Origin of the sequence: Bradyrhizobium sp. BWA-3-5, assembly GCF_032917985.1 — a bacterium.
In the GTDB taxonomy this organism is placed as follows: domain Bacteria; phylum Pseudomonadota; class Alphaproteobacteria; order Rhizobiales; family Xanthobacteraceae; genus Bradyrhizobium.
The window spans coordinates 4649562-4669922 of the sequence record NZ_CP136626.1 but is presented as its reverse complement, the minus strand read 5'-3'; the positions used below and the strand labels follow the sequence as shown (position 1 = coordinate 4669922).

The following is a 20361-nucleotide window of genomic DNA, read 5'->3' as shown; positions in this document are numbered from 1 at the left end:
CAGCGACAGGATCGGTCAGTAACACGACGTCTGCAGGTTCAACTCCCATTAATCCCGGTGCCCCGCTTCCCAATCTTTTGCAGCCTCCACCACCTGTTCGAAAGCTGCGCCGCTTTCGAGCAGCGCGCGCTTGAGCTCGGGTTCAAGTGGCTGTTCATTGCCCGCATCGTCGAGCGGCATTTTGTCCCCACGCACCGCCTTTAACAGCCGGGCAATCTCGCCGGCAGCGTGGGCCGGTGTGTGCAGGAGCAGCAACCGGCGCATCGGCATCGGGTTGTTCGGCACGTGGCAATTGTCGCATTGCGCATCGCGCATCCGCAGCGCCAGTGTCCTGTAACTGGAGTCGAGCTCGGTCAGATAAGGATTGTCTTTCCGGAACAAGCCGTCGAACAGCGTCACGCGCGGCTGGATGCGTCCCTCCTTGTCCATCCACATCCATTTGCCATCGAATTTGGGCCATATCGATTGTGTTGCGACAATAGGATCGTCGCCGCCCCGCTCGGTGAATTGTCCGATGATGATCTTCGCGGTCTTTGGATTGACCCAGAGTAGAACCGAATTAGCGGCCTGATATACGCCCCATTTGGCTTCCTCGTGCCAGAATGGGTAGGGATACTGTCCCGGTGGCAACAGGTTGCGGAATCCGGCCCGCAGACGGATCAGGTATAGTCGCTCGCGTTCGACATACTCGATGCTGTACTCGCCGCTGTACATGAACAGGGGGAAGTAAAGGCCGGTAATTACATCGGGCGCAAACTGCGTGAAGTTGGTGTCGTCGAGCGCTGCCTTGGCATCCTGATTCCGGCGGCCCCACAGCAGTCTCGGCGCGAGGTTGCGCCGGAGCGCAGAGTCGCCGAACAGGCTGTGCCGGCACCTGTCGAAGGCCGCCTGGTCCGAGGGTGAAGCAGGCGGACAGACCTGCTGCAACTCGAGTGCGACCTCCGATGTCATCCGTGCGATCTGCTCGTTGAGGTCAGGCAGATCATCGTCGATACCGGCCGCATCAGCAGCCAGGAAGGCGGCGAGCAGCAGCACGCCGCCACTTCCCATGCGTCTTAAAGCGGCGCCGAACATGGGCCTACCGCGCCGGCTTCATGTAATTGGCCACCAGATGTTCGGCGACTTGGCGACCCATCGCGTCGCCGACCTCCAGCGAATTGCGGAAATGAATGCCGCCCCAGATGCGCACTTCCTCGTGCTCTTGGGCCATCTCGGCAAAGCTGGTGAATTTGCGCGAAAGGCGCGCATCGGAAGTATCGGTCGCGACAATATCTTCCGTCCCGTTGCCGAAAACAGCTTCCAGAACGGTTCGTGCGGCACCTGCGTTGATACCGGCCTGCGACGGGTATTCCGGATGCATCGGCGTGGTGTTCAGCGGCTGCCAGCTTGCTACGCGTTCAGTCGCGTCGTTGCCGTCCTGGTCGCCGTTGCGGATCGCGGTGATCGGCCGCCAGAAATTGTATTGGAATTTGGCGTCCCAATCGATGATGAAGCAGTTGGCGAGAGCCATGGACATTAGTGCAAAGACTCGCGCGCTTTCTGCCAATTGCAGGTCATGGCGTGCGGAAGCCTGCCTGGCAGCCTGGAACCATGAGGGGCCGAGGTTGGCTTGGGTCCAGAAGCGCACGGCGTCGGACTGCGCGTCCGTCCGCTTGGTGCTTTTGATGCCGCCCGTTTCCTTGGTTTCGTTGTAGTCGCGCGCATAAAGGGCGCTGTCGAGAGCCGGGGGCGGGCCCGGACGAAATTGACTGGCACTCTCCAAGCCCCACGGCTTGGCCGTTGCATATTGAGGGAACAGCGGCGGCGTGGTCGGTACCCAGACGCCGGGCGTCGTGAGCGGGCGGTATGTGTCGGGCGTGCTGGTCGCATCGCTCTGCCGCTCTGTGAAAACAGCGTCGGCAACTTTTGCACCCAGATCGATGCCTGCGGCCCGCGCGGGGCCGTCCGGAATGGATTTCAGCGTTTCAGCGAAGGCAGCCTCGATCCGCTCCTTCTGGCCGGGATACTGCCGCATGAGAATTTCGCGGGCAGCGGCGGCCGCCGCGGCTTCGGCGGAGGCCTTTGGATCAACTGGAAGCTCCGGGATGTAACGTGAATACCGGTTTTGCACCGAATTGATCGCGTCCGACATCGACACATTCACCAGTGCCATGCTGCGCGTCCATGGATTACCGGCAACGTTGACCGCCTTCATGACGTCCATTGCCGTGTTGTTCCAGTCGGCAATGACATCAGCGCGGGCTAATGTGCTGGCTGAAACGAGGGCCAGACTGACGATTGCAGATTTCAGCACGTTCATCTTTGCCTCCTTCCAGAAGTTGGACTTCAGACGACTGCCAAGGTGGTTCTAATGTACCTCCGTATTCACCTTGTCGTGCACGGAGCCGCATTCGCACTCCATCACGCGAAAGCGGCCTTCAATGGATCGGGCGCGGATATTTTAGTCCTCGCTATTCCATGTTGGTGTGAACCATCTCACCTGAGGTGCGAAAAGAACGAAGAGTTGGGTCGCCGTGTGTGTTCTGGAGGGCATATGTCGGCGCATCGCACTGGCGCTCGTCAGTTGTTCGCTGGCCTCGTGGAATACACCTATCGCCCGGACGAGTCGGCCGTCGAGGCTGACATCGCGGACCAGCGGTCGTCAAAACTCGCAGCCGGGATATTCGCGTCGACCGCGGGGTCTTTCAACATGGTCGTGCCGGTGGGGGCAGCGGTGACGTCGCTCCAGTGCAGATGCGACCTCATGGTGGCGGCCGTTGCGGCGACGGCGATCAGGGCGACGGCCACGAATCCGGTAATCGTTCGATGTCTGGTCATCAGAGCCTCCGAAATACTCGACGCTCCCCTAGGTGTGCGTCACGGGAACTTCGCGGAGGTTCAACGGCTGCGTTCAAGTATGATTGATCGGCGGCGCTTCATCAGGCCTGGCGGCCGCGACTTCATGGGAAGCCTTACGCATATCGCGTCACGCAGTTCGGCCTGGCGGCAGAACGACGACGATCGTGCCCAGCTTCACGCGATTCACGAGATCGATGACGTCCTCGTTGGTCATGCGGATACAGCCGGACGAGATCGCCTGACCGATATATTCCGGCTGGTTGGTGCCGTGGATGCGGTACAGCGTGTCCTTATTGCCCTCGTAAAGGTAGAGCGCCCGCGCGCCCAGCGGATTGGCCGGACCGCCGGCGACGCGCTTCGGGTAGGGGCCGAGCCGTGCCTGGATCTCTGCGGTCGGGATCCAATCGGGCCATTCAGCCACGCGGCCGACGGTAGCGACGCCAGACCAGGCCAGCGCTTCCTCTCCCACCGTCACGCCGTAACGGATCGCCTTGCCTCCCGGCAGGACGTAATAAAGATACTTGGAGTTGGTATCGACCAGGATCGTGCCCGGCTGCTCTCTGCGCGTGTAGTCGACAATATGCCGGCGATAAGTCTCCGGAATGCTCGCCTGCGCATAAGGCGGGTGAGCCAGCAACTGCCGGTCCCTTGGGGTCAAACTGGCATTCGACGATGGCGCAAGCGTCGCTTGCATGCAGCCGCCGAGCAGCGACCCGACTAACCCCACAAACAGCAACGCGACCCCGGACCTTGACATCGCCCGTCCTCCCAAAGCGCTACATTCGTCTATTTGCTGCCCAAATAGTGCAGAAATCAAGGCGCGGCGAGCTGGAAAGCAACCCCGCGATAACGAATTCGCCCGAGCGGCTGAGCGCGGCTAGTGGACTGCGGGAAACCAGAGTTTGAGCTTGAGGCCCGGCGAGTTATCGAGCATCTCGATCCGCGCACCGTGAAGATGGGCGACGGCAGCGACCAGGCTGAGCCCCAGACCGTTTCCCGGCGTATAACGGTTGTGTTCCAGTCGGTAAAATCGCTTGAAAACCTGCTGGTATTCGCAGGCGGGAATTCCGGGCCCGTCGTCGGCGATCGAGATGACCGGCTTGCCGTCGATGTTTTCGTTCGTGACCACGACTTGTCCTCCGGCGCGGCCATGCTTGATCGCATTGTCCACGAGATTAGCGATGGCGTCGAAGATCAGGTCGCGATCGCCGGTCACCATCACCTCGTGATCGCCGACGACGGTAAGACGTGTGCCCACCTGTTCGGCTGCGGCATCGTACAGCTCCGCAACCTCGCCGGCGATTTCCACCAGGTTCACAGGGCGGAACGCGCCCTTTCGTGCCTGGGTCTCGATTTGCGCAATCCGCGTGAGCGATGAGAATATACGCAAGACAGCATCGAGGTCGTTGATCGTATCGCCGATCAACGCCTGGTCGTCCTCTCCGATGCGCTGACCGTGATAGGCTTTCTCCAGTCGTCCGCGCATGCGCGTCAGTGGCGTCCGGAGGTCGTGCGCGACATTGTCGCTCACCTGCCTGATCTCTCCCATTAATGTTTCGATGCGGTCCAGCATCAGGTTAAGGTTCTCCGCAACGCGATCCCACTCGTCATGGGTGCCGCGGAGCGGGATGCGCTGATCCAGGCCGCTTTGCATGATGGCTCGGCTGGTGGCGTTGATCAATTCGATCCGCCCCACCGTCCGGCGCGTCACGAGAATGCTCGCGACCCCGGCAACCACAAACAACAATGCGGCGACCGAGATCATGGCGGTCTTGATCTGATCGGCGAAGCTGTCGAGGTCGCTGATATCCCTTCCCACCAGCAGACGCTCGCCGCTTGGAAATGTTTGGAGCATCGCCCGCAGCAGGGGCCGGTTTGTCGCGTTGGGTAACGCCTCGCGGGCGCGAAACTCTATCCATCCGCTGGCCGCTGTGGCTGCCGGCGGCCATCCCCCGAGATTGCCGGCCAGGGCAGCCAATGAAGGACCGACCAACATATACACGTTGTTTGCAAAATTATCGTCGGCAATGCGTCGTTGAATCTGGGCGATCAGCCCATCGCGCCCCGAACGTTCGTACGCGCCCTGCAGGCTCGAATACTCCGTCTTGATGTCACGATCAGACAGGCCGCGCACATAGGAGGAAGTGGAGAGATATACATAGCCGAAAAGCGCCGACACAATGGTGCCGAACGTTGCGATCGCAATCAGCGCCTGCTTGAAGGTCGATGACGTTAGGGTCTTAGCCAGGAGCACGGAGAGAGTATCCGACACCGCGAACCGTATGGATCAACGGATAGGCCTGCTGGCCATCGACCTTGCGACGCACGCGCCCGACATAAACGTCGATGATATTTGTCGAGGGATCGAAATGAAGGTCCCAGACATGCTGCAGCAACATTGCCCGGGATACGACGCGGCCTTCGTTGCGAACCAGATACTCCAGAAGCTGAAACTCGCGGGGAAAAAGCACAATGTCCTTGCCGCGCCGACTGGCGGTTCGCGAAACCAGGTCGAGCACGAGATCGCCGACACGCAAGATCGTCTCCTTGACAATGGTGTCGCTGCGTCGGCCAAGCGCCTCGACGCGCGCCAGGAGTTCGACGAACGAAAAAGGCTTGACCAGATAGTCATCGCCGCCGGCCCGCAAGCCGCGCACCCGATCGTCGACTTCTCCGAGTGCGCTGACGATCAAGACAGGTGCGGCGATGCCGTCTTCGCGCAGTTGACGCATGACTGCGATGCCGTCGATATCCGGCAGCATGCGGTCGATTGTGATAACGGCATACTCGCCGGCGGCGCCGCGGCTCAGCGCCTCGTTTCCGCTGCTGGCCAAATCCACCTGGTAACCGCTGGTTCTCAGCGATTCCACGAGCTGACCAGCGGTTTCCGGGTCATCCTCGACGACCAGAATGCGCCGGTGACCTCCCGACATGGTCTACCGTCTCCGAACGACTGGCCCGACACGCCGGAGACTGGCTCACGCAATCTGAAGGTTACGTGAACAAGGTGACGGTCGCCACAGGCTCGAACGAGACATGCGCCAGCGGCGACCATCACGATGTCTGGATTCCTTGCGCATGGACGGTACGGGCGCGCCGGAACCCGGACTCAGGGATCAATATGGCAGTGGCATTGCCTCAATCGCGATGCGCTTCAGTAGTAGCCGTAGTAGCCGTAAGCGTTACATACGTTGACCCATCGTAGTCCGTACGGCGTCCACGTCCTGCGCCAGCAGCCGTCGTAGGCGGCGTAGGCGGCGTAGGCGTAGGGCACGCCAATGAACGCAAAGCGGCGGTGATGGAAGAACCGGCCGTGATGCGCAAACCTTGCATGCCCAAAATGCGGGCCCGCGAAGCGGCTACCTACGAAACCACGGCTACCTACGAAACCGGGGCTACCTGCGAACCCGCGGCTACCTGCGAAACCGCCGCTACCTGCGAAACCGCCGCGGCTGCCTGCGAAACCCATGCCGCCGCCGCCCATGCCGCCGGCACGCATGCCGCCACCCATGCCACCGCCCATTCCACCTCCATGCATGCCGCCACCCATGCCGCCACCACCATGACCGCCGCCACCACCACCGCGTTGCGCGAGCGCGGGTGACGCAAGCGCAAGCGTCACAGCCATTGCACCCACGGTGAGGCATTTAAGGAGCTTGTTGTTCATCCCGACCTCCGTGTCGAATTGCAGCAACCGATACGGTCGCAAGAATGAAGACAACCAGAACAGCCAAATGATCCAGCGATTTCAAATGAATAATGTGACAGTTTCTGACACCGAAGTTAGTTTCGCCCGCTTCGCTGTACCAAGCACGCCACCTTTTCAAGCGGGCAGGGCAACATCGCCCCGGCACTCTGCCGCTAGCGACGACAGCTACGCGCCGGTTCGAGTCGCGGGGTCGTTCAGCCCTTTGGGCGCGTGCGGATCATGAATGTTTCATATGAATACTCCGCGACCTGCCACCAGAGATTCTCGTCATTTCGGAAGTCCATTTGCGAATCGTGGATCTTCTTGAAATCAGGATTGGCAGCGGAGGTTTCGGCATTGACGTCGTTGGAAGCCTTTAAGCACGCTTCCAATATCGCCTGGCTGAACGGACGCAGAAGAGTCCCGTTGGCAACGAGGCGCTTGAGGGCTGGTGGATTGCGCGCATCGTAGCGCGCCTGAACGTCCATGTTGGCATAGCCGCAGGCCAGAGCGAGGAGCGACTTGTAAGACTTTGGCAAGGCGTTCCACTTGTCCAGGTTGATGAAGAAATGCAGCGCCGTGCCGCCTTCCCACCAGCCCGGATAATAGTAGTACTTGGCGACCTTGTAGAAGCCGAGCTTCTCGTCGTCATAGGGACCAACCCATTCGGTTGCGTCGATCGTGCCTTTTTCCAAGGCCGGATAGATGTCACCTCCTGCGATTTGCTGCGGGACCACGCCGAGCTTTGAAAGGGTCTTGCCCCCCACCCGCCGATCCGCATCTTCAGTCCGCTGAGATCTTCGACGCTGTTGATCTCCTTGCGAAACCAGCCGCCCATCTGAGTGCCGGTATTGCCGCCCGCAATGCCGTATACGTTGTACTTCTTGCCGAACTCGTTGAGCATGTCCTGACCGCCGTGATCTTGGAACCATGCATTCTGCTGGCGCGAGTTCAGTCCGAACGGAACGGAGCAATAGAGCGCGAACGTCGGATCCTTGCCGATGAAGTAATAGGCGGCGGTGTGGCACATTTCGACCGTCGAATTGCTCACTGCATCGACCGCCTGCAATGCAGGCACGATCTCGCCGCCTGCGAAGGGCTGAATCTGAAACTTGTTGCCGGTAGCTTCCGCAACATATTTTGCAATCGTCTCTGATGCACTGAAAGGCACATCCAGTGATTTCGGCCAACTCGTGGTGCAGCGCCATTTTAGTTCAGGCATCGATTGGGCGATGGCTGGCGCAGCAACGGCGGCAGACACGGCGAGGCCAGCGCCTGCCGTGCTTAGAAATTGACGACGTTTCATGGCGTTTCCCTATGGATGATTGCGCGTTGAATAGAACCGCCCGCCGGCGGCTATTTCGGCGGCAATGCTCCTCCGGGGTCAATTTTTCATGCGGGCATTTCTTTGATGAACCCGGCAGATATCATTATATCAGACAATGGGATGCGCTGGAGATGCCGACAGCCACCACCTGCACGTCAGATAAGCCCTGATGGGTTGGGAAGTGGCCATGCTGCGTTGCGGCAATTTGCGCCGATATCCGCTGACGGCGCGAAGCGACGCGACGAACAAACGTCACTTCCGCTGCGTCATTAGGCGAGATGGCAAGCGAGGATCGAAGATCGCTTTGGGTCAAAAATCGGCGGTCTGGCCGCTCCGTTCGGCCGCCTACGTGTATTCTGCCCCATATTTGAGAGCGATCGCGTTGATCTGCTCCCGCGTCAATTCCTTTCGCGGTTCGCCGGGTCGGCTGCAGGTTTCGCGGAAGAAACCGTCGAAGCCTGGTGGCACCATGATCCACAGTAAAACCAGTTCCTGATCTTGACTACTGAACCCATGCCACGTGCTCGTCCCTGTCGAGGTGTCGGTGAAGCGGAATGCCTGAGCCCTTGGGTAGCTGCTGAATGCCCAGGCCAAAATTATTGGACCCCGTTATGGGTCGGTTTTGATAAAGATGTTACCGCCATCACGAAAATGGATCAGGTGTTCACCGTCTCCGGCACTAAGCACATAGCCCTGCGGCGCAGCGGTGTGCGACTTCGCCTCGATCTCCTCGCTGTTTGGCATCGCGTGCTCCATTGACCGATATTCAACAATGAAAAAGCCACAATAGCAGAATGATGCATCACGAGCGACCCCGTGGCCAAAGACGGCTTTGGGTCAATCGCGTCGTCTAGCCCGGCGGCTAATACTTCCGGTCAGTCTTGCGAGCGGACCCTTCAGTACTGGTGGGAAGGTCTTAATCGGGCCCACCAACGGACATAGGTGTCCGTCCGCCAGGGGAGCTACGACGCTGGCGATCGCATGGTTCCAAGCGTAACCTGTCGAGACCGGCGTGCAGAAAGCCGGATATTCTGGGAGAACGCCATGATGTTAGCCAGACGTGTCGTCGGATTATCAGTCGCAACCACGACGCTTGTGAGTGCGAGCCTTCTCGGCTCTGCGCTTGCAAAGCCGTTCATGATCGTCGGTCTCGACGAGAAACTCCTATGGAACGATGACGGCAAGCCGATCCTGGCTGCGCCAGGCAAAGACCAGGTTCTGATCGTCGACGTCGCAGATCCTGAAAGCCCGAAGATCGTCGCTTCCCTGCCGCTGAAGAACTCGGTGGTCGGCCCACCAGTCAATGTTGCGATCGACCCGAGCGGCACGGTGGCGCTTGCGGCGGACTCCGTCGACGTACTCAAGGAGGGCGATGCGCTAAAACAGGTGCCGGACAACAAAGTATATGTGATCGACCTCAGCGCCAATCCGCCAAAGCTTGCGGCCACGCTAACGGCGGGCAAACAGCCCTCTGGATTGAGTTTCAGTCCCGACGGCAAGATGGCGCTGGTCGCCAACCGCGGCGACAATTCAATCAGCGTACTTTCGGTTAATGGCAGCGATGTCAAGATTACTGACACCGTAGCGATGCCCGACAGCGTGGCGCATGCAACATTTACGCCCGACGGCAAACGCGCATTGGTCGCCCGGTTTCCCGCTCACAAGATCTCCGTGCTGGATGTCGCTGGCGATAAGGTGACCTACAGCAAGATCGACTTGCCGACCGGCCAGTGGCCATACAACGTCGCAGTGGCAGCGGGGGGCAAGATCGCACTTACCGCGGACAATGGCGGCGCAGGCTCCTCGGATGGCAGCGTCGATACAACAAGCGTGATCGATCTCGAAGCCAATCCGCCTCGGATCATCGATCGCGTAGTCGTGGGCGACGGGCCGGAGGGACTTGCGATCAGCCCGAAAGGCGATCTCGCCGTTTCGGTTATCCTGCGCGGCTCAAATATGAAGAATGCGTTCTTCCATGAAAAGAACGGCAGCGTCGCAGTGCTGAAGATCGACGGCAAGAAGGTCACCAAAATGAGCGATATCGAGGTCGGAGGATTGCCGGAAGCCGCGATGTTCACGCCTGACGGCAAATATATCCTCATCGGCAACTACCTAAGCCAGGACTTCTCAATTCTTAAGGTCGATGGGACCAACGTGACCGATACCGGCAAGCGTTTCCAGGTGCCGGGCCACCCCGCGTCGGCGCGGATGGGTCCGTAACGGGCCGTAGGGAACTTGGACACGCAAAGACACGAAGGCCTGGCTCGTCTCGGGCCTTCCATTATTGCTGCTGCCATCAAAAGCATCCTGCAGACCGGACTTCGCTTGAGGTCACAGTGGACATTACGAAGCTGTTCGGCAGGTCGTTTAACCAGGGGCAGGTGACGATGGGTGCCGTTTACCGTCTGGCGATACGCGAGGATGCACGTCGTCTCCACGACATCAGGCGACGATCGATTCTTGCGCTTGCGCCTCCAACGATGACAGTTGCCGAGGCGCAGGCGTGGGCGGCGCAACTTACGCTCTCCGGAATGGAGCGAAAGCTGCGTGAGCTGGAAGTATGGCTGGTGGAACTGGAGGGCGTCCCAGCAGGGTGGGGGGCTACTCGCGGCGAAAGGCTGGAGGGACTTTATACCGCCCCGGAATTTGCCGGCCGTGGGGTTGGCGCGGGCGTACTGGCGATATTGGAGCGGCTGATGCGCGAGCGCGGCATCGAGGCGGTGCGGGCCGAAGCCAGTTCAAATGCGCTGGCATTCTATATCAGGCGAGGTTACCGGGCGGACGGTATTCAAACGCCAAGTGGGGCTTGGCCCATCGCAAAAGAACTTCCGTAACGGCCTCCGGCGAAGCTGAGCCCGGAGGTTCAGCCGACGCTTTAAGCCGTTTACAGTGCTTGATTTTCTTCGCGCAAGGGGCGACTTTGGCGCCCGCTTGGCCGGGGGCTCATCGGGGCCCTCGCGGGCAGCTTGTCAGGAGGATTGCGTGGCGGACCATCAGGTGCACGATTTGACCCCGGAAGACGTGGCGAAGGGCATGGCGGAGGGCCGCTATCTCCTGGTCGACGTCCGCGAGCCGAACGAGGTCGCGGTGGAAGCCTATCCGGATGGCGTGGTGGTTCCGCTACAGTCGTTCGATCCGGCGGCCATTCCCGAACCGAGGGGCAGGCAGGTGGTGTTTGCCTGCCGCTCGGGCAAGCGGTCGGTGACGGCCTCGCTGGCGGCGCAGGCAGCGGGGCTACCCTACGACAAGCATCTGGCGGGCGGCATTCTGGCCTGGAAGGCAGCAGGGCTGCAGACCAAGACCGGCGGCTGACGCGCCATGACGTCCATGAACAAGGTCTTTGCCGACCTTCCCGTCACCGTGTTCGAGGCGATGTCGCAGGCGGCCCGCGACAACAACGCCATCAATCTCGGCCAGGGCTTTCCGGATGATCCGGGGCCGGAGGATATCCGCCGCGCCGCCGCCGACGCTACCGTGAACGGCTATAACCAGTACCCATCGATGATGGGCATTCCGGAACTGCGGCAGGCGATCGCCGCCCATTACGGGCGCTGGCACAAGCTCAACCTCGATCCGATGACCGAGGTGATGGTGACCTCCGGCGGCACCGAGGCGCTGACCTCGTCCATCCTCGCCGTGGTGGAGCCCGGTGACGAGGTCATCTGCTTCCAGCCGGTCTATGACAGCTATCTGCCGATCATCCGCCAGGCCGGCGGTATTCCCCGCCTGCTTCGGCTGGAGCCGCCGGGCTGGCGGCTGACCGAGGAGATGCTGGCGAGCGTCTTCAACGAGAAGACCAAGGCGGTGCTGTTCAACAACCCGCTCAATCCGGCCGCCGTGGTCTATCCCCGCGAGGACCTCGAGCTGTTGGCGCGGTTCTGCCAGAAGTACGACACGATTGCGATCTGTGACGAGGTCTGGGAACACGTCATCTTCGACGGCCGCGAACACATCCCGCTGATCACCATCCCGGGTATGCGCGACCGCACCATCAAGGTCGGCAGCGCCGGCAAGATCTTTTCGCTGACGGGATGGAAGGTCGGCTTCGTCTGCGCCGCACCGCCGCTGCTCCGCGTGGCGGCCAAGGTGCACCAGTTCCTGACCTTCACGACTGCGCCGAACCTGCAGGCCGCCGTCGCCTACGGTCTCGGCAAGTCCGACGACTATTTCTACGACATGCGCAAGGAGCTGGCGCGGAGCCGGGACCGCCTGACCAAGGGGCTGGAGAGCATCGGCTTTCCCGTGCTGAAATCGCAGGGGACGTATTTTCTCACCGTCGACCTGTCGCCGCTTGGCCTCAACGAGACCGATGTCGAGTTCTGCAAGCGCATCGTGAACGATTACAAGGTCGCCGCGATCCCGGTGTCGGCGTTCTACGAGCAGGACGCGGTGACCTCCGTGGTGCGGTTCTGCTTCTCCAAGAAGGACGAGACGCTCGACACCGCGCTGGAGCGCCTGTCGGACGCGGTGCACGGCCGTCGCAAGAGGTAGTCATGCGCGCTTTCTTTGGAAATCCGCTGCGCCTTGCCGGCGCGCTCGCGGCGGCGCTGTCGCTCTCGCCCGCATGGGCGCAGGAGCGCACGGTCAATTTCTACAATTGGTCGAACTATATGGCGCCGGGCGTGCTGGAGGATTTCACCAAGGAGACCGGGATCAAGGTAGTCTACGACACCTTTGATGCCAATGAGACGCTGGAGACGCGCCTTCTGGCCGGCAAGTCCGGCTACGACGTCGTGGTGCCCACCGGCTATTTCCTGCAGCGCCAGATCACCGCAAAGGTCTTTCTCAAGCTCGACAAGGCGAAGCTGCCCAATCTCGCCAACGCCTGGCCTATCGTGACCAGCCAGCTTGCAACCTACGATCCCGACAATAATTATGCCGCCAATTACATGTGGGGCACCACCGGCATCGGCTACAACGTCAAGACGGCGGAGAAAATCCTCGGCCCCGACACGAAGGTCGATAGCTGGGATTTTGTCTTCAAGCCGGAGAATCTCGCGAAATTCAAAGACTGCGGCATCCACATGCTCGATTCCGCCGACGACATCCTGCCGGCAGCGCTCAGCTATCTCGGCATCGATCCGAATTCGACCAAGCAGGCCGATCTGGAAAAGGCCGCCGAGCTCGTCAGCAAGATCAGGCCGAACGTCCGCAAGTTTCACTCCTCGGAATATCTGGGCGCGCTGGCCTCGGGCGAGATCTGCTTTGTGGTGGGATGGTCGGGCGACATCATGCAGGCGCGCAGCCGCGCGGCCGAAGCGAACAATGGGGTCGAGATCGGCTACACCATCCCGAAAGAGGGCGCGCAGATGTTCTTCGACAATCTCGCGATCCCGGCCGATGCCAGGAACGTCGCGGAAGCCTATGAGCTGATCAACTATCTCTACCGCCCGGATGTTGCGGCGAAGAATTCCAATTTTCTGTCTTACGCCAACGGCAACCTGGCGAGCCAGAAGCTGGTAGATCCGAGGATCCTGGGTGACAAGAACATCTATCCGGACGAGGCGATGCAGAAGAAGCTCTTCGTCATCAAGGCGCGAGACCCCGCAACGCAGCGCGTGATCAACCGTCTCTGGACGCGGGTGAAGATGGGGAAGTGACGGCAGCGCCGTCATTCCGGGGCGATGCGAAGCATCGAACTAGGGGGCGCGCTTGCGCCCCTGAGAATCTCGAGATTCCGGGTCTGGTGCTTACGCACCATCCCGGAATGACCGTGATGCCGGCCTACGAGGTCCAACAAACTCCTGTTGCTAGAACCCGAGGCAGAATCTATAGCTCCCTTCCGGGAGCATCACATGACCACCATCCTCGCCTTCTTCTCAACCCGTACGCTGCTGCAGATCGTCTTCGTGCTGGCTGCGACGGTCGTAATGAAAGCCTGGAGCCTCGGTCTGCTGTTCGGCGGGTAGGGCAGGAGAGGAGCGGCTGGCCGCTACCGCCATCTCCGGTGCAGCCACAGCCATTGATCCGGATATTCCCGCACCCAGCCTTCGACCACCGATGTCACCGCCTGCATCGTGCCCTGGATGTCGATCTGGCCGGACGCATCGCGCACCGGCTTGACCTCTTCGGAGAGTTCGGCGCGGAAGCGGTGATTGGGCAGGCGGATGATGCGCACGCCGTGCAGGGGGCATTCGACCTGCCGCAAGAGCCGCGCCAGCGTCGGGTTGGCCTTGGTCTTGCGGCCGAAGAACGTCACCTCGACGCCGTTGCCGAGGTACTGATCGACCAGCATCGCGACGTGCTGGCCGCGCTGCAGGGCTTCGCCGAGCTTCAGGGGTGCCTCGCGCCCGGCCGGCACCAGCGTGCCCATCTTGACGGCCCGGATACGCTCGATGGCGCGGTCGGCGGACTCGATGTTCGGCCGGCGAAACAGGATCGCGCAATCGAGCCCGTGGGCGACTGCGCCGAGCGCCGGGATTTCCCAATTGCCGAGATGGCTGGCGAAAATGATCGCCGGCTTGCCGTCGTCACGCAGGGAATCGAAGATTTCCTTGGTGCGTGGCGTGAACTCGATGCGGCTCGGCTTCTCCGGATGGTCGAGGTCGTAGTCCCAGATGTGATCGAGATGGGCGAACTCGGCGCCGATGCGGCCGAGATTGTCCCACACGCCGGCCAAAATGGTCTCGATCTCCTCCGGCGATTTCTCGGGGAAGGCGGCCTTGAGGTTTTCGCGTCCGATGCGGTCCTCGCGCAGCCGCCGTCCGATGAAGCGGGTGCAGCGGCCGAAGAAGTTTGCGGTCTTGTCCGGGTCGAAATAGCGCGTGGTGCGCAAGAGCGCGACCGTCAGCACGCCGACGGCCGCTTCCGCGACTGGCTTTAAGGCGTCGCGCAGGCGCGCCTTGGTGCGTAAGAGCAGGCTGTTCATCGTGACAAGCGGGCGGCGCGGCTTACGCCGGTTCGCGCGTCAGGATCAACGAGGCGTTCTGCCCGCCGAAGCCGAACGAGTTCGACATCACGGCGGTGACCTTGGCGTCGCGGGCCTTGTTGCCAACCACGTCGAACAGGATCGCGGGATCCGGAATCTCGTAATTGATCGTGGGCGGAATCCGCTGATGCTCCAGCGTCAGCAGCGAGAACACGGCCTCGACCGCACCGGCGGCCGAGATCGTGTGGCCGACCATCGACTTGTTCGACGACACCGGGATCTTCGGCAGGTGATCGCCGAAGACGACGGCGGTCGTGTTGTATTCCATCTTGTCGTTCTCCGGCGTCGAGGTGCCGTGGGCGTTGATGTGGTCGATCTGCTCCGGCTCCAGGCCGGCATCGGCAAGCGTCTTGCGCATGCAGCCAATGATCGGCTTGCCGTCGGGGCTCGAGCGGGTGCGGTGGAACGAGTCAGTCAGCTCGCCGCAGCCGGCGACAACGCCGAGAATGTTGGCGCCGCGGGCCATGGCGGACGCATAGCTTTCCAGCACCATCGCGCCGGCGCCTTCCGCCATCACAAAGCCGTCGCGGTTCTTGGAGAACGGCTTTGACGCCGCCTGCGGCGGATCGTTCTGGGTCGACAGCGCCGACAGCAGCGAGAAGCGCACCAGCGCTTCCGGATTCACCGAGCCGTCGGTCCCGACGCATAGCGCGGCATCGGCTTCACCGCGGCGGATCGCCTCGACGCCGAGCTGGATCGCGGTGGCGCCGGAGGCGCAGGCGGTCGAGAGCGAGATCGGCGAACCCTTGGTGCCGAATGTTTCGGCGAGGTGGCTCGCCACCGACCCGAACATGAAGCGATGATGGTATTTGGCGTACCTGCCGCCGCCACTGATGCGCAGCATGTCGCCATAGTCGAACTCCGTCTTGCCGATTGCGCGCCCGAGCTCCAGCCGCTGCGGCCATTCGACTTCAACGGGCGCGACCGCCAGGAACAGTGGGCCAGGGAAATCGGCCTTGGCGCCGATCGCGGACTGTCCAAGCGCTTCCTGGATCGCCAATTCGGCCAGCCGCTCGGTCAGCCCTGTCGAGGTGACGGGATCAACGGTGACGAAATCGACCGTGCCGGCCATCGTCGATTTCAAGCTGTCGACCGGAAAGCGTGTCACGGTCTTGATGCCGGACTCGCCCGCGGTCAGGCGGCGCCAATTGTCTTCCTTGCCGGCGCCAAGCGAGGTCACTACGCCCATGCCGGTGACGACGACAATCGGCCTGCCGAATTTATCCGATGGTGCTGACATGGTTCCCCCGAAGTTGCGCCGTAACTCGCGCGTTTCGCGCGCCTCAATTGATTTCGGCCGTGCCGAAAGCGTCGCTTACTTGACGGCCTCGACCAGCGCCATGCCTTCGCCCTGCCAGTGACCGGCGCCCACCACCACAATCTGGTCCGGGGTGCCGGCCTTTTCAACCTCGAACCCGCTGGGATCATGGGGCGGGAACAGTTCGCCGCGCGACAGGGAAAGCGCCGCCAGCGCCAGGCCGAGCGGGAACTGGGTCTCCAGCGTATGGCCGAACTTCGTTCCGGTGGCGCGCACCGCAAAGCCGGGATGCTGGCGCAGGAACGCCTTTTCTTCCGAGGTCACCGGCTCCGCGCCGGTCGCGCCGGTGATCAATTGGCCGCTCTCGGCGGTGACGCCGAGCTTCGGCCACATCGCTTCCAATGATTTGGTCACCGCGCCCGGCTGCTTGCGGTGCGCCAGATCGGCGACCACCTTGGTCAGTTTTGCGTAAGGCTTGGCGCCGCGCGCCTCGGCGTGCTCGCGCGATTCCAGCACCAAAAAGCAGCCGGCGGAGCCTAGCGCAAAGCCGCTTTGGCCCTCGCGCTGCCAGACCGGCGCGAACTTTTCCTTCAGGTTAAAGTCGCCGAATTCGTAGAGCACCAGGAGATCGGAGCGCTCGCCATTGTGGGCGGCGCCGACCAGGGCAATCTCGCTCTGTCCGGAGGAGATGCGGGCCAGCGCGATCCGCGCCGCGTCGATCGAGGCGGCTTCCTCGCCCATGAAGGTGCGCGAGGTGCCGCAGACGCCGTGGACGATGGCGATGTTGCCGGCGAGCAGGTTGGAGAGCTGCGCCAGGAACAGCGTCGGCCGCAGATCGTTCATCAGCCGTTCGTTGAGAAAGGCGGGGCTCGAATTGCCCTTGGCGTCGGCCGTCATGATGGCGACGTCCACCGCGAGGTCGCGCTCGCCGCCGCCGGCCGCGACGATCATGTCCATCCGCCCAAGGATTTCCTTGTCGCCCTTCACGCCGGCCGAATCCAGCGCCAGGCCGGCGGCATAGGTGCCGATGCGCTGCCACGCTTCCATCTGGCGCTGATCGCCCCTTTTCGGGATCTGCGCATCGAAGGAGACCGGCGCCAGGGGGTGCACGATGTAGGGCGCAAACCGCTTGTCGTCGACGTTGACCTTCTTGTCCTTCAGCGCATCCCAATGCGCGTCCAACCCTTCGCCGAGCGAGGAGACGATGCCGATGCCGGTGATCCAGACTTCCTTGGGCGCCGATGTTGGCTCAGTCATGCGTGATTGCCTGCAGTGGGAAGCCGATCTTGTTGGCCATCGCGTCCATGTGAACGCGCAAGGAGGGGTCGGGGAAGGGCGTTAGCCCGAACGTGAGTTCAGCGCTGCACTTCAGATCCTTGCCGATGCGGGCCTTGACCTTGGTAACGGCGAAGCCTGAGCCTTCATGCTCGAGTTTCGCCTCGATCGTCAGCACCGAACCGGGGCTGACGAAGCCCCGCATCTTCGACTCTTTGATGATGGCCAGAAACGGCATGCGCTCGAACTTCAGGACGCCGAGGATCAGCCAGCCGGAGCTCTGCGCCATCGCTTCGGTCAAGAGCACGCCGGGCATGATCGGAAAGCCCGGAAAATGCCCCTCAAAGATGGTATGAGCAGCCGGAACCTGCGCCTCGACCACAATCTTCTTCTCGTCGAGGTTCAGCTCGACGATGCGGTCGATCAGCTTGAAGTAATCAAGGTCCATGGCGGGCGATTAGGCGCCCGGGGCTGCATTCTTGGCGGCGACCAGTTCGTCGATGCGATCGGCGAGATTCTGCAGCACGAAATACTGCTCGGTCGTGGCCTTGCCGTCGTTGACTTCCTGGGTCCATTTTTCGAGCGGCATCTTGATCCCGAACGCCTTGTCGATGGCAAAGGCGATGTCGAGGAAGTCCAGGCTATCGATTCCCAGATCGTCGATGGCGTGGCTCTCCGGCTTGATCGTGTCGCGCGGAATGTCGCAGGTCTCCGCGATTATGTTGGCGATCTGATCGAATGTGGAAGACATCATTAAGCCTTTGATATATTGGAGATATTCCGTAGCGGCTTGGAGGGGGCGAGTGAACGGCCCCGGAAGGCCTCGGATCCCCCGGCCGGAGTCGAGTGCCCGTATATCGGAGCGGGGCGTTTAGTTCAATGGAAAGGGGCCGGGTCCCACATCATTGGATTTGGCGCGAAAAATGGCGGATTCGGGGAGAGGCGAGTGTCGCAAGCGTATCGCCCGGGCGAGCAAAGCGACCCCGGGACAGTGTCTCCCGCAGATCGCTTGCGCTCAGGCGGGCTAGGATTCACCCCACCATTAGCATGAACCGGTCGAAATAGGCCGCAAGCTCGGCGTGCGCATCGAGCGGCAGCACTTGCGCGACGTATTGGTCCGGCCGCACCACGACGAGGCAGCCCTTGTCGCGGTCAATGCCGCGCATTGAAAAGATGTCGTGGCCAGCTCTGAAATCGGGGCAGAACATCTTTTCGTAGTCGATCAGCCCGTAGCGTCCTTTGCGCGGGAGCAGGAGCGGCGGCATCGCCTCGATGGCGAGTTCGGCATGCGCGTGCTGGAACACGGCGCGGACGTCGACCACGGAATCGATGTCGGCGCCTGCGGGCGTGTGCCGCCTGATCGGCGATTTTGGATTCTCGCTCAGGAAATCGCAGAGCGAGCGGAGAGGGGAGCTGTCGGCCGCCGCGTCGCCAACGCCGGCAAAGATGAAGAGGCGGAAGCGCCCATCGGCCTTCGCGACATGGCCTAGATGCACCGGCTTGGCGTCCGAGAGACGGACGACCGGGGCGGAGTGACAGCGCGTTCCGATCACAAAGCCCTTGGCGAGATGCTGGTGATCCGCTTCGGCCGTGAGGAGCGTAGGGCGATAATGCGTCGCTGTTCCAGCGGTATAGCGGCCGTGCCTGACAAAATAGTTTTGCGTGGCCGCCGCATCCGCACCCCTGTTGCCGCCCTTGGCGGAGGCGAGGATCACGGCCCATTCGCGGTCGAAGTCGATCAGCTCCTTCGCCACCGCGTGCCGTTCCGCCGAATAGCTGTGCAAGAGATGCGGCGCGCTGCGCCCGCGCAGCACGGACGCCAGCTTCCAGCCGAGATTGAAGCCGTCCTGCATCGAGACGTTCATGCCCTGGCCGGCCTTCGGGCTGTGGGTGTGGCAGGCGTCGCCCGCAATGAACACGCGGGGCAGCCGAGTCTCGATCTCCTCCTCCGGCACGTCGTCGAACTTGTCGGTCAGCCGCTGGCCGATCTCATAGACCGACCACCAGGCGATCTCCTTCACGTCGAGCGTATAGGGGTAGAGAATCCGCCGCGCCTTCGCGATCAGATCGTCGGAGGTGATGTTGCGGCTCGCGATCCGCTCGCCGGCATCGAGATTGGCAAGCTCGACATAAAGGCGGACGAGATAGCCGCCTTCGCGCGGGATCACGATGATGCTGCCGTCACGCGCCGACTGGATCAGCACCTTGAAGCGGATGTCGGGAAAGTCGGTGACGGCCAGGACGTCCATGACGCCCCACGCATGGTTGGCGGAATCGCCGCGCAGCTCGCGCCCGATCGATCTGCGCACCGTGCTGCGCGCGCCGTCGCAGCCGACGACATAGCGCGCCTTGACGGTCTCGATCTCGCCTTCGTGCCCGGCGTCGCTCCGCTCGAGGTGCACGGTCACGGCGTGGTCCTCGAACCGCGCCGCCGGTGCGATATCAAGGTCCAGCAATCGCCGTGAATAATACGGCTCGAGCTTTGCCGGTGAATTGCGCATGACATCGAGATAGCAGTCGTGCACGCGCGCCTGGTTGAGGATGAGGTGCGGCATTTCCGACAGCCCGTCCTCGACGTCCTGAACCCGGCCGCTGCGCACGATGTTTTCGGGCCTGTTTTCGTCCGGCTTCCAGAACGTCGTCTCAGAGATCCAGCATGCTTCCTTCAGCACGCGCTCGGCGAACCCAAACGCCTCGAACATCTCCATGGTGCGGCAGGCGATGCCGTCGGCCTGGCCGCGGAGGAGGCGGCTCGGTTTCTGCTCGACAATGCAGGTCTTGATATCGGCAAACGCGGCAAGCTGTGCCGCCAGCGTCAGCCCCGCGGGTCCACAGCCGACGATCAGGACGTCGACTTCCGCCGGGACAGGTCCGGGCATGCCTGATGGAGCAACCCGCCGGGCGGGGTCGGCGATCTCGGGATCGCCCGGCTCGAATCCATTCAGATGAAACTGCATGGTCGCTTTCTCCCGTCGTCCCCTGGATATTGCTCAGCATGCTGATTATCAGTATGCTTGTCAATTCCAGATCCGACGGCAACCGGCCTT

19 protein-coding genes and 1 pseudogene are annotated in these 20361 nt (G+C 61.8%); 6 read left to right on the top strand and 14 right to left on the bottom strand.

Going from position 1 to position 20361, the window contains the following annotated elements:
* Positions 1 to 48 precede the first annotated feature (48 nt).
* From RX331_RS22720 to RX331_RS22695, 6 genes are all read right to left on the bottom strand, one after another.
* Entirely contained in the window at positions 49 to 1035 is a 987-nt protein-coding gene (locus tag RX331_RS22720) for a hypothetical protein (protein WP_317252136.1), read from the bottom strand.
* A 43-nt stretch (positions 1036 to 1078) separates the two neighbouring features.
* A complete protein-coding gene (locus RX331_RS22715) occupies positions 1079 to 2299 on the bottom strand; it encodes a vanadium-dependent haloperoxidase (RefSeq protein ID WP_317252135.1) in 1221 nt (406 codons plus the stop codon).
* Positions 2300 to 2589: 290 nt separating this feature from the next.
* On the bottom strand, positions 2590 to 2817 hold the full coding sequence (locus tag RX331_RS22710; protein ID WP_317252134.1) for a hypothetical protein: 228 nt from the start codon (positions 2815 to 2817) through the stop codon (positions 2590 to 2592).
* Between the two features lie 148 nt (positions 2818 to 2965).
* The gene (locus tag RX331_RS22705; protein ID WP_317252133.1) at positions 2966 to 3595 is read right to left on the bottom strand and encodes a L,D-transpeptidase; all 630 of its coding nucleotides are present in this window, start codon (positions 3593 to 3595) and stop codon (positions 2966 to 2968) included.
* A 120-nt stretch (positions 3596 to 3715) separates the two neighbouring features.
* Positions 3716 to 5092: an ATP-binding protein gene (locus RX331_RS22700; protein WP_317252132.1), complete on the bottom strand. Its 1377-nt coding sequence runs from the start codon at positions 5090 to 5092 to the stop codon at positions 3716 to 3718.
* Positions 5079 to 5771, bottom strand: coding sequence for a response regulator transcription factor (locus RX331_RS22695; RefSeq protein WP_317252131.1), 693 nt, complete (start codon positions 5769 to 5771; stop codon positions 5079 to 5081). The genes RX331_RS22700 and RX331_RS22695 overlap by 14 nt, the downstream gene beginning before the upstream one ends.
* A 398-nt stretch (positions 5772 to 6169) precedes the next feature.
* On the opposite strand from RX331_RS22695, the gene RX331_RS22690 reads away from it, so the two are divergent.
* Entirely contained in the window at positions 6170 to 6442 is a 273-nt protein-coding gene (locus RX331_RS22690; protein WP_317252130.1) for a hypothetical protein, read from the top strand.
* A 299-nt stretch (positions 6443 to 6741) separates the two neighbouring features.
* On the opposite strand, the pseudogene RX331_RS22685 reads toward RX331_RS22690, so the two are convergent.
* A pseudogene (locus RX331_RS22685) lies at positions 6742 to 7832 on the bottom strand (TRAP transporter substrate-binding protein).
* Positions 7833 to 8462: 630 nt separating this feature from the next.
* On the bottom strand, positions 8463 to 8597 hold the full coding sequence (locus RX331_RS22680; protein WP_317252129.1) for a hypothetical protein: 135 nt from the start codon (positions 8595 to 8597) through the stop codon (positions 8463 to 8465).
* 300 nt (positions 8598 to 8897) lie between these two features.
* On the opposite strand from RX331_RS22680, the gene RX331_RS22675 reads away from it, so the two are divergent.
* The 5 genes from RX331_RS22675 to RX331_RS22655 all read left to right on the top strand — a co-directional run bounded on the left by RX331_RS22675 (position 8898) and on the right by RX331_RS22655 (position 13453).
* The gene (locus RX331_RS22675; protein ID WP_317252128.1) at positions 8898 to 10073 is read left to right on the top strand and encodes a YncE family protein; all 1176 of its coding nucleotides are present in this window, start codon (positions 8898 to 8900) and stop codon (positions 10071 to 10073) included.
* Between the two features lie 116 nt (positions 10074 to 10189).
* Positions 10190 to 10687, top strand: a complete 498-nt coding sequence (locus RX331_RS22670; RefSeq protein ID WP_317252127.1) for a GNAT family N-acetyltransferase — start codon at positions 10190 to 10192, stop codon at positions 10685 to 10687.
* Between the two features lie 199 nt (positions 10688 to 10886).
* A complete protein-coding gene (locus RX331_RS22665; RefSeq protein ID WP_283034908.1) occupies positions 10887 to 11165 on the top strand; it encodes a rhodanese-like domain-containing protein in 279 nt (92 codons plus the stop codon).
* A gap of 6 nt (positions 11166 to 11171) precedes the next feature.
* Positions 11172 to 12344 (top strand): aminotransferase, encoded by a 1173-nt coding sequence (locus RX331_RS22660; RefSeq protein WP_317252126.1) that lies wholly within the window; start codon positions 11172 to 11174, stop codon positions 12342 to 12344.
* A 2-nt stretch (positions 12345 to 12346) separates the two neighbouring features.
* A complete protein-coding gene (locus RX331_RS22655; RefSeq protein ID WP_317252125.1) occupies positions 12347 to 13453 on the top strand; it encodes a polyamine ABC transporter substrate-binding protein in 1107 nt (368 codons plus the stop codon).
* A gap of 332 nt (positions 13454 to 13785) precedes the next feature.
* Here the strand turns inward: RX331_RS22655 and RX331_RS22650 are convergent, their stop codons facing one another.
* From RX331_RS22650 to RX331_RS22625, 6 genes are all read right to left on the bottom strand, one after another.
* Positions 13786 to 14721 (bottom strand): lipid A biosynthesis lauroyl acyltransferase, encoded by a 936-nt coding sequence (locus RX331_RS22650; RefSeq protein ID WP_317252124.1) that lies wholly within the window; start codon positions 14719 to 14721, stop codon positions 13786 to 13788.
* Positions 14722 to 14743: 22 nt separating this feature from the next.
* The gene (locus RX331_RS22645; protein ID WP_317252123.1) at positions 14744 to 16021 is read right to left on the bottom strand and encodes a beta-ketoacyl-ACP synthase; all 1278 of its coding nucleotides are present in this window, start codon (positions 16019 to 16021) and stop codon (positions 14744 to 14746) included.
* 75 nt (positions 16022 to 16096) lie between these two features.
* Positions 16097 to 17296, bottom strand: coding sequence for a beta-ketoacyl-ACP synthase (locus RX331_RS22640; protein ID WP_317252122.1), 1200 nt, complete (start codon positions 17294 to 17296; stop codon positions 16097 to 16099).
* Positions 17289 to 17762, bottom strand: coding sequence for a 3-hydroxyacyl-ACP dehydratase FabZ family protein (locus RX331_RS22635; RefSeq protein ID WP_317252121.1), 474 nt, complete (start codon positions 17760 to 17762; stop codon positions 17289 to 17291). The genes RX331_RS22640 and RX331_RS22635 overlap by 8 nt, the downstream gene beginning before the upstream one ends.
* A gap of 9 nt (positions 17763 to 17771) precedes the next feature.
* The gene (locus tag RX331_RS22630) at positions 17772 to 18065 is read right to left on the bottom strand and encodes an acyl carrier protein (protein WP_028346689.1); all 294 of its coding nucleotides are present in this window, start codon (positions 18063 to 18065) and stop codon (positions 17772 to 17774) included.
* Between the two features lie 280 nt (positions 18066 to 18345).
* Positions 18346 to 20271 carry an FAD-binding monooxygenase gene (locus RX331_RS22625; protein WP_317252120.1) on the bottom strand — a complete coding sequence of 642 codons (1926 nt, stop codon included), beginning with the start codon at positions 20269 to 20271 and terminating at the stop codon, positions 18346 to 18348.
* Positions 20272 to 20361 lie beyond the last annotated feature (90 nt).

Bases quoted from the DNA above. Each gene is read 5' to 3' on its own strand.
- RX331_RS22715 (WP_317252135.1), bottom strand. From the start codon at position 2,299: ATGAACGTGCTGAAATCTGCAATCGTCAGTCTGGCCCTCGTTTCAGCC.
- RX331_RS22710 (WP_317252134.1), bottom strand. From the start codon at position 2,817: ATGACCAGACATCGAACGATTACCGGATTCGTGGCCGTCGCCCTGATC.
- RX331_RS22705 (WP_317252133.1), bottom strand. From the start codon at position 3,595: ATGTCAAGGTCCGGGGTCGCGTTGCTGTTTGTGGGGTTAGTCGGGTCG.
- RX331_RS22695 (WP_317252131.1), bottom strand. From the start codon at position 5,771: ATGTCGGGAGGTCACCGGCGCATTCTGGTCGTCGAGGATGACCCGGAA.
- RX331_RS22690 (WP_317252130.1), top strand. From the start codon at position 6,170: ATGCCCAAAATGCGGGCCCGCGAAGCGGCTACCTACGAAACCACGGCT.
- RX331_RS22680 (WP_317252129.1), bottom strand. From the start codon at position 8,597: ATGCCAAACAGCGAGGAGATCGAGGCGAAGTCGCACACCGCTGCGCCG.
- RX331_RS22675 (WP_317252128.1), top strand. From the start codon at position 8,898: ATGATGTTAGCCAGACGTGTCGTCGGATTATCAGTCGCAACCACGACG.
- RX331_RS22665 (WP_283034908.1), top strand. From the start codon at position 10,887: ATGGCGGAGGGCCGCTATCTCCTGGTCGACGTCCGCGAGCCGAACGAG.
- RX331_RS22660 (WP_317252126.1), top strand. From the start codon at position 11,172: ATGACGTCCATGAACAAGGTCTTTGCCGACCTTCCCGTCACCGTGTTC.
- RX331_RS22655 (WP_317252125.1), top strand. From the start codon at position 12,347: ATGCGCGCTTTCTTTGGAAATCCGCTGCGCCTTGCCGGCGCGCTCGCG.
- RX331_RS22650 (WP_317252124.1), bottom strand. From the start codon at position 14,721: ATGAACAGCCTGCTCTTACGCACCAAGGCGCGCCTGCGCGACGCCTTA.
- RX331_RS22645 (WP_317252123.1), bottom strand. From the start codon at position 16,021: ATGTCAGCACCATCGGATAAATTCGGCAGGCCGATTGTCGTCGTCACC.
- RX331_RS22640 (WP_317252122.1), bottom strand. From the start codon at position 17,296: ATGACTGAGCCAACATCGGCGCCCAAGGAAGTCTGGATCACCGGCATC.
- RX331_RS22635 (WP_317252121.1), bottom strand. From the start codon at position 17,762: ATGGACCTTGATTACTTCAAGCTGATCGACCGCATCGTCGAGCTGAAC.
- RX331_RS22630 (WP_028346689.1), bottom strand. From the start codon at position 18,065: ATGTCTTCCACATTCGATCAGATCGCCAACATAATCGCGGAGACCTGC.
- RX331_RS22625 (WP_317252120.1), bottom strand. From the start codon at position 20,271: ATGCAGTTTCATCTGAATGGATTCGAGCCGGGCGATCCCGAGATCGCC.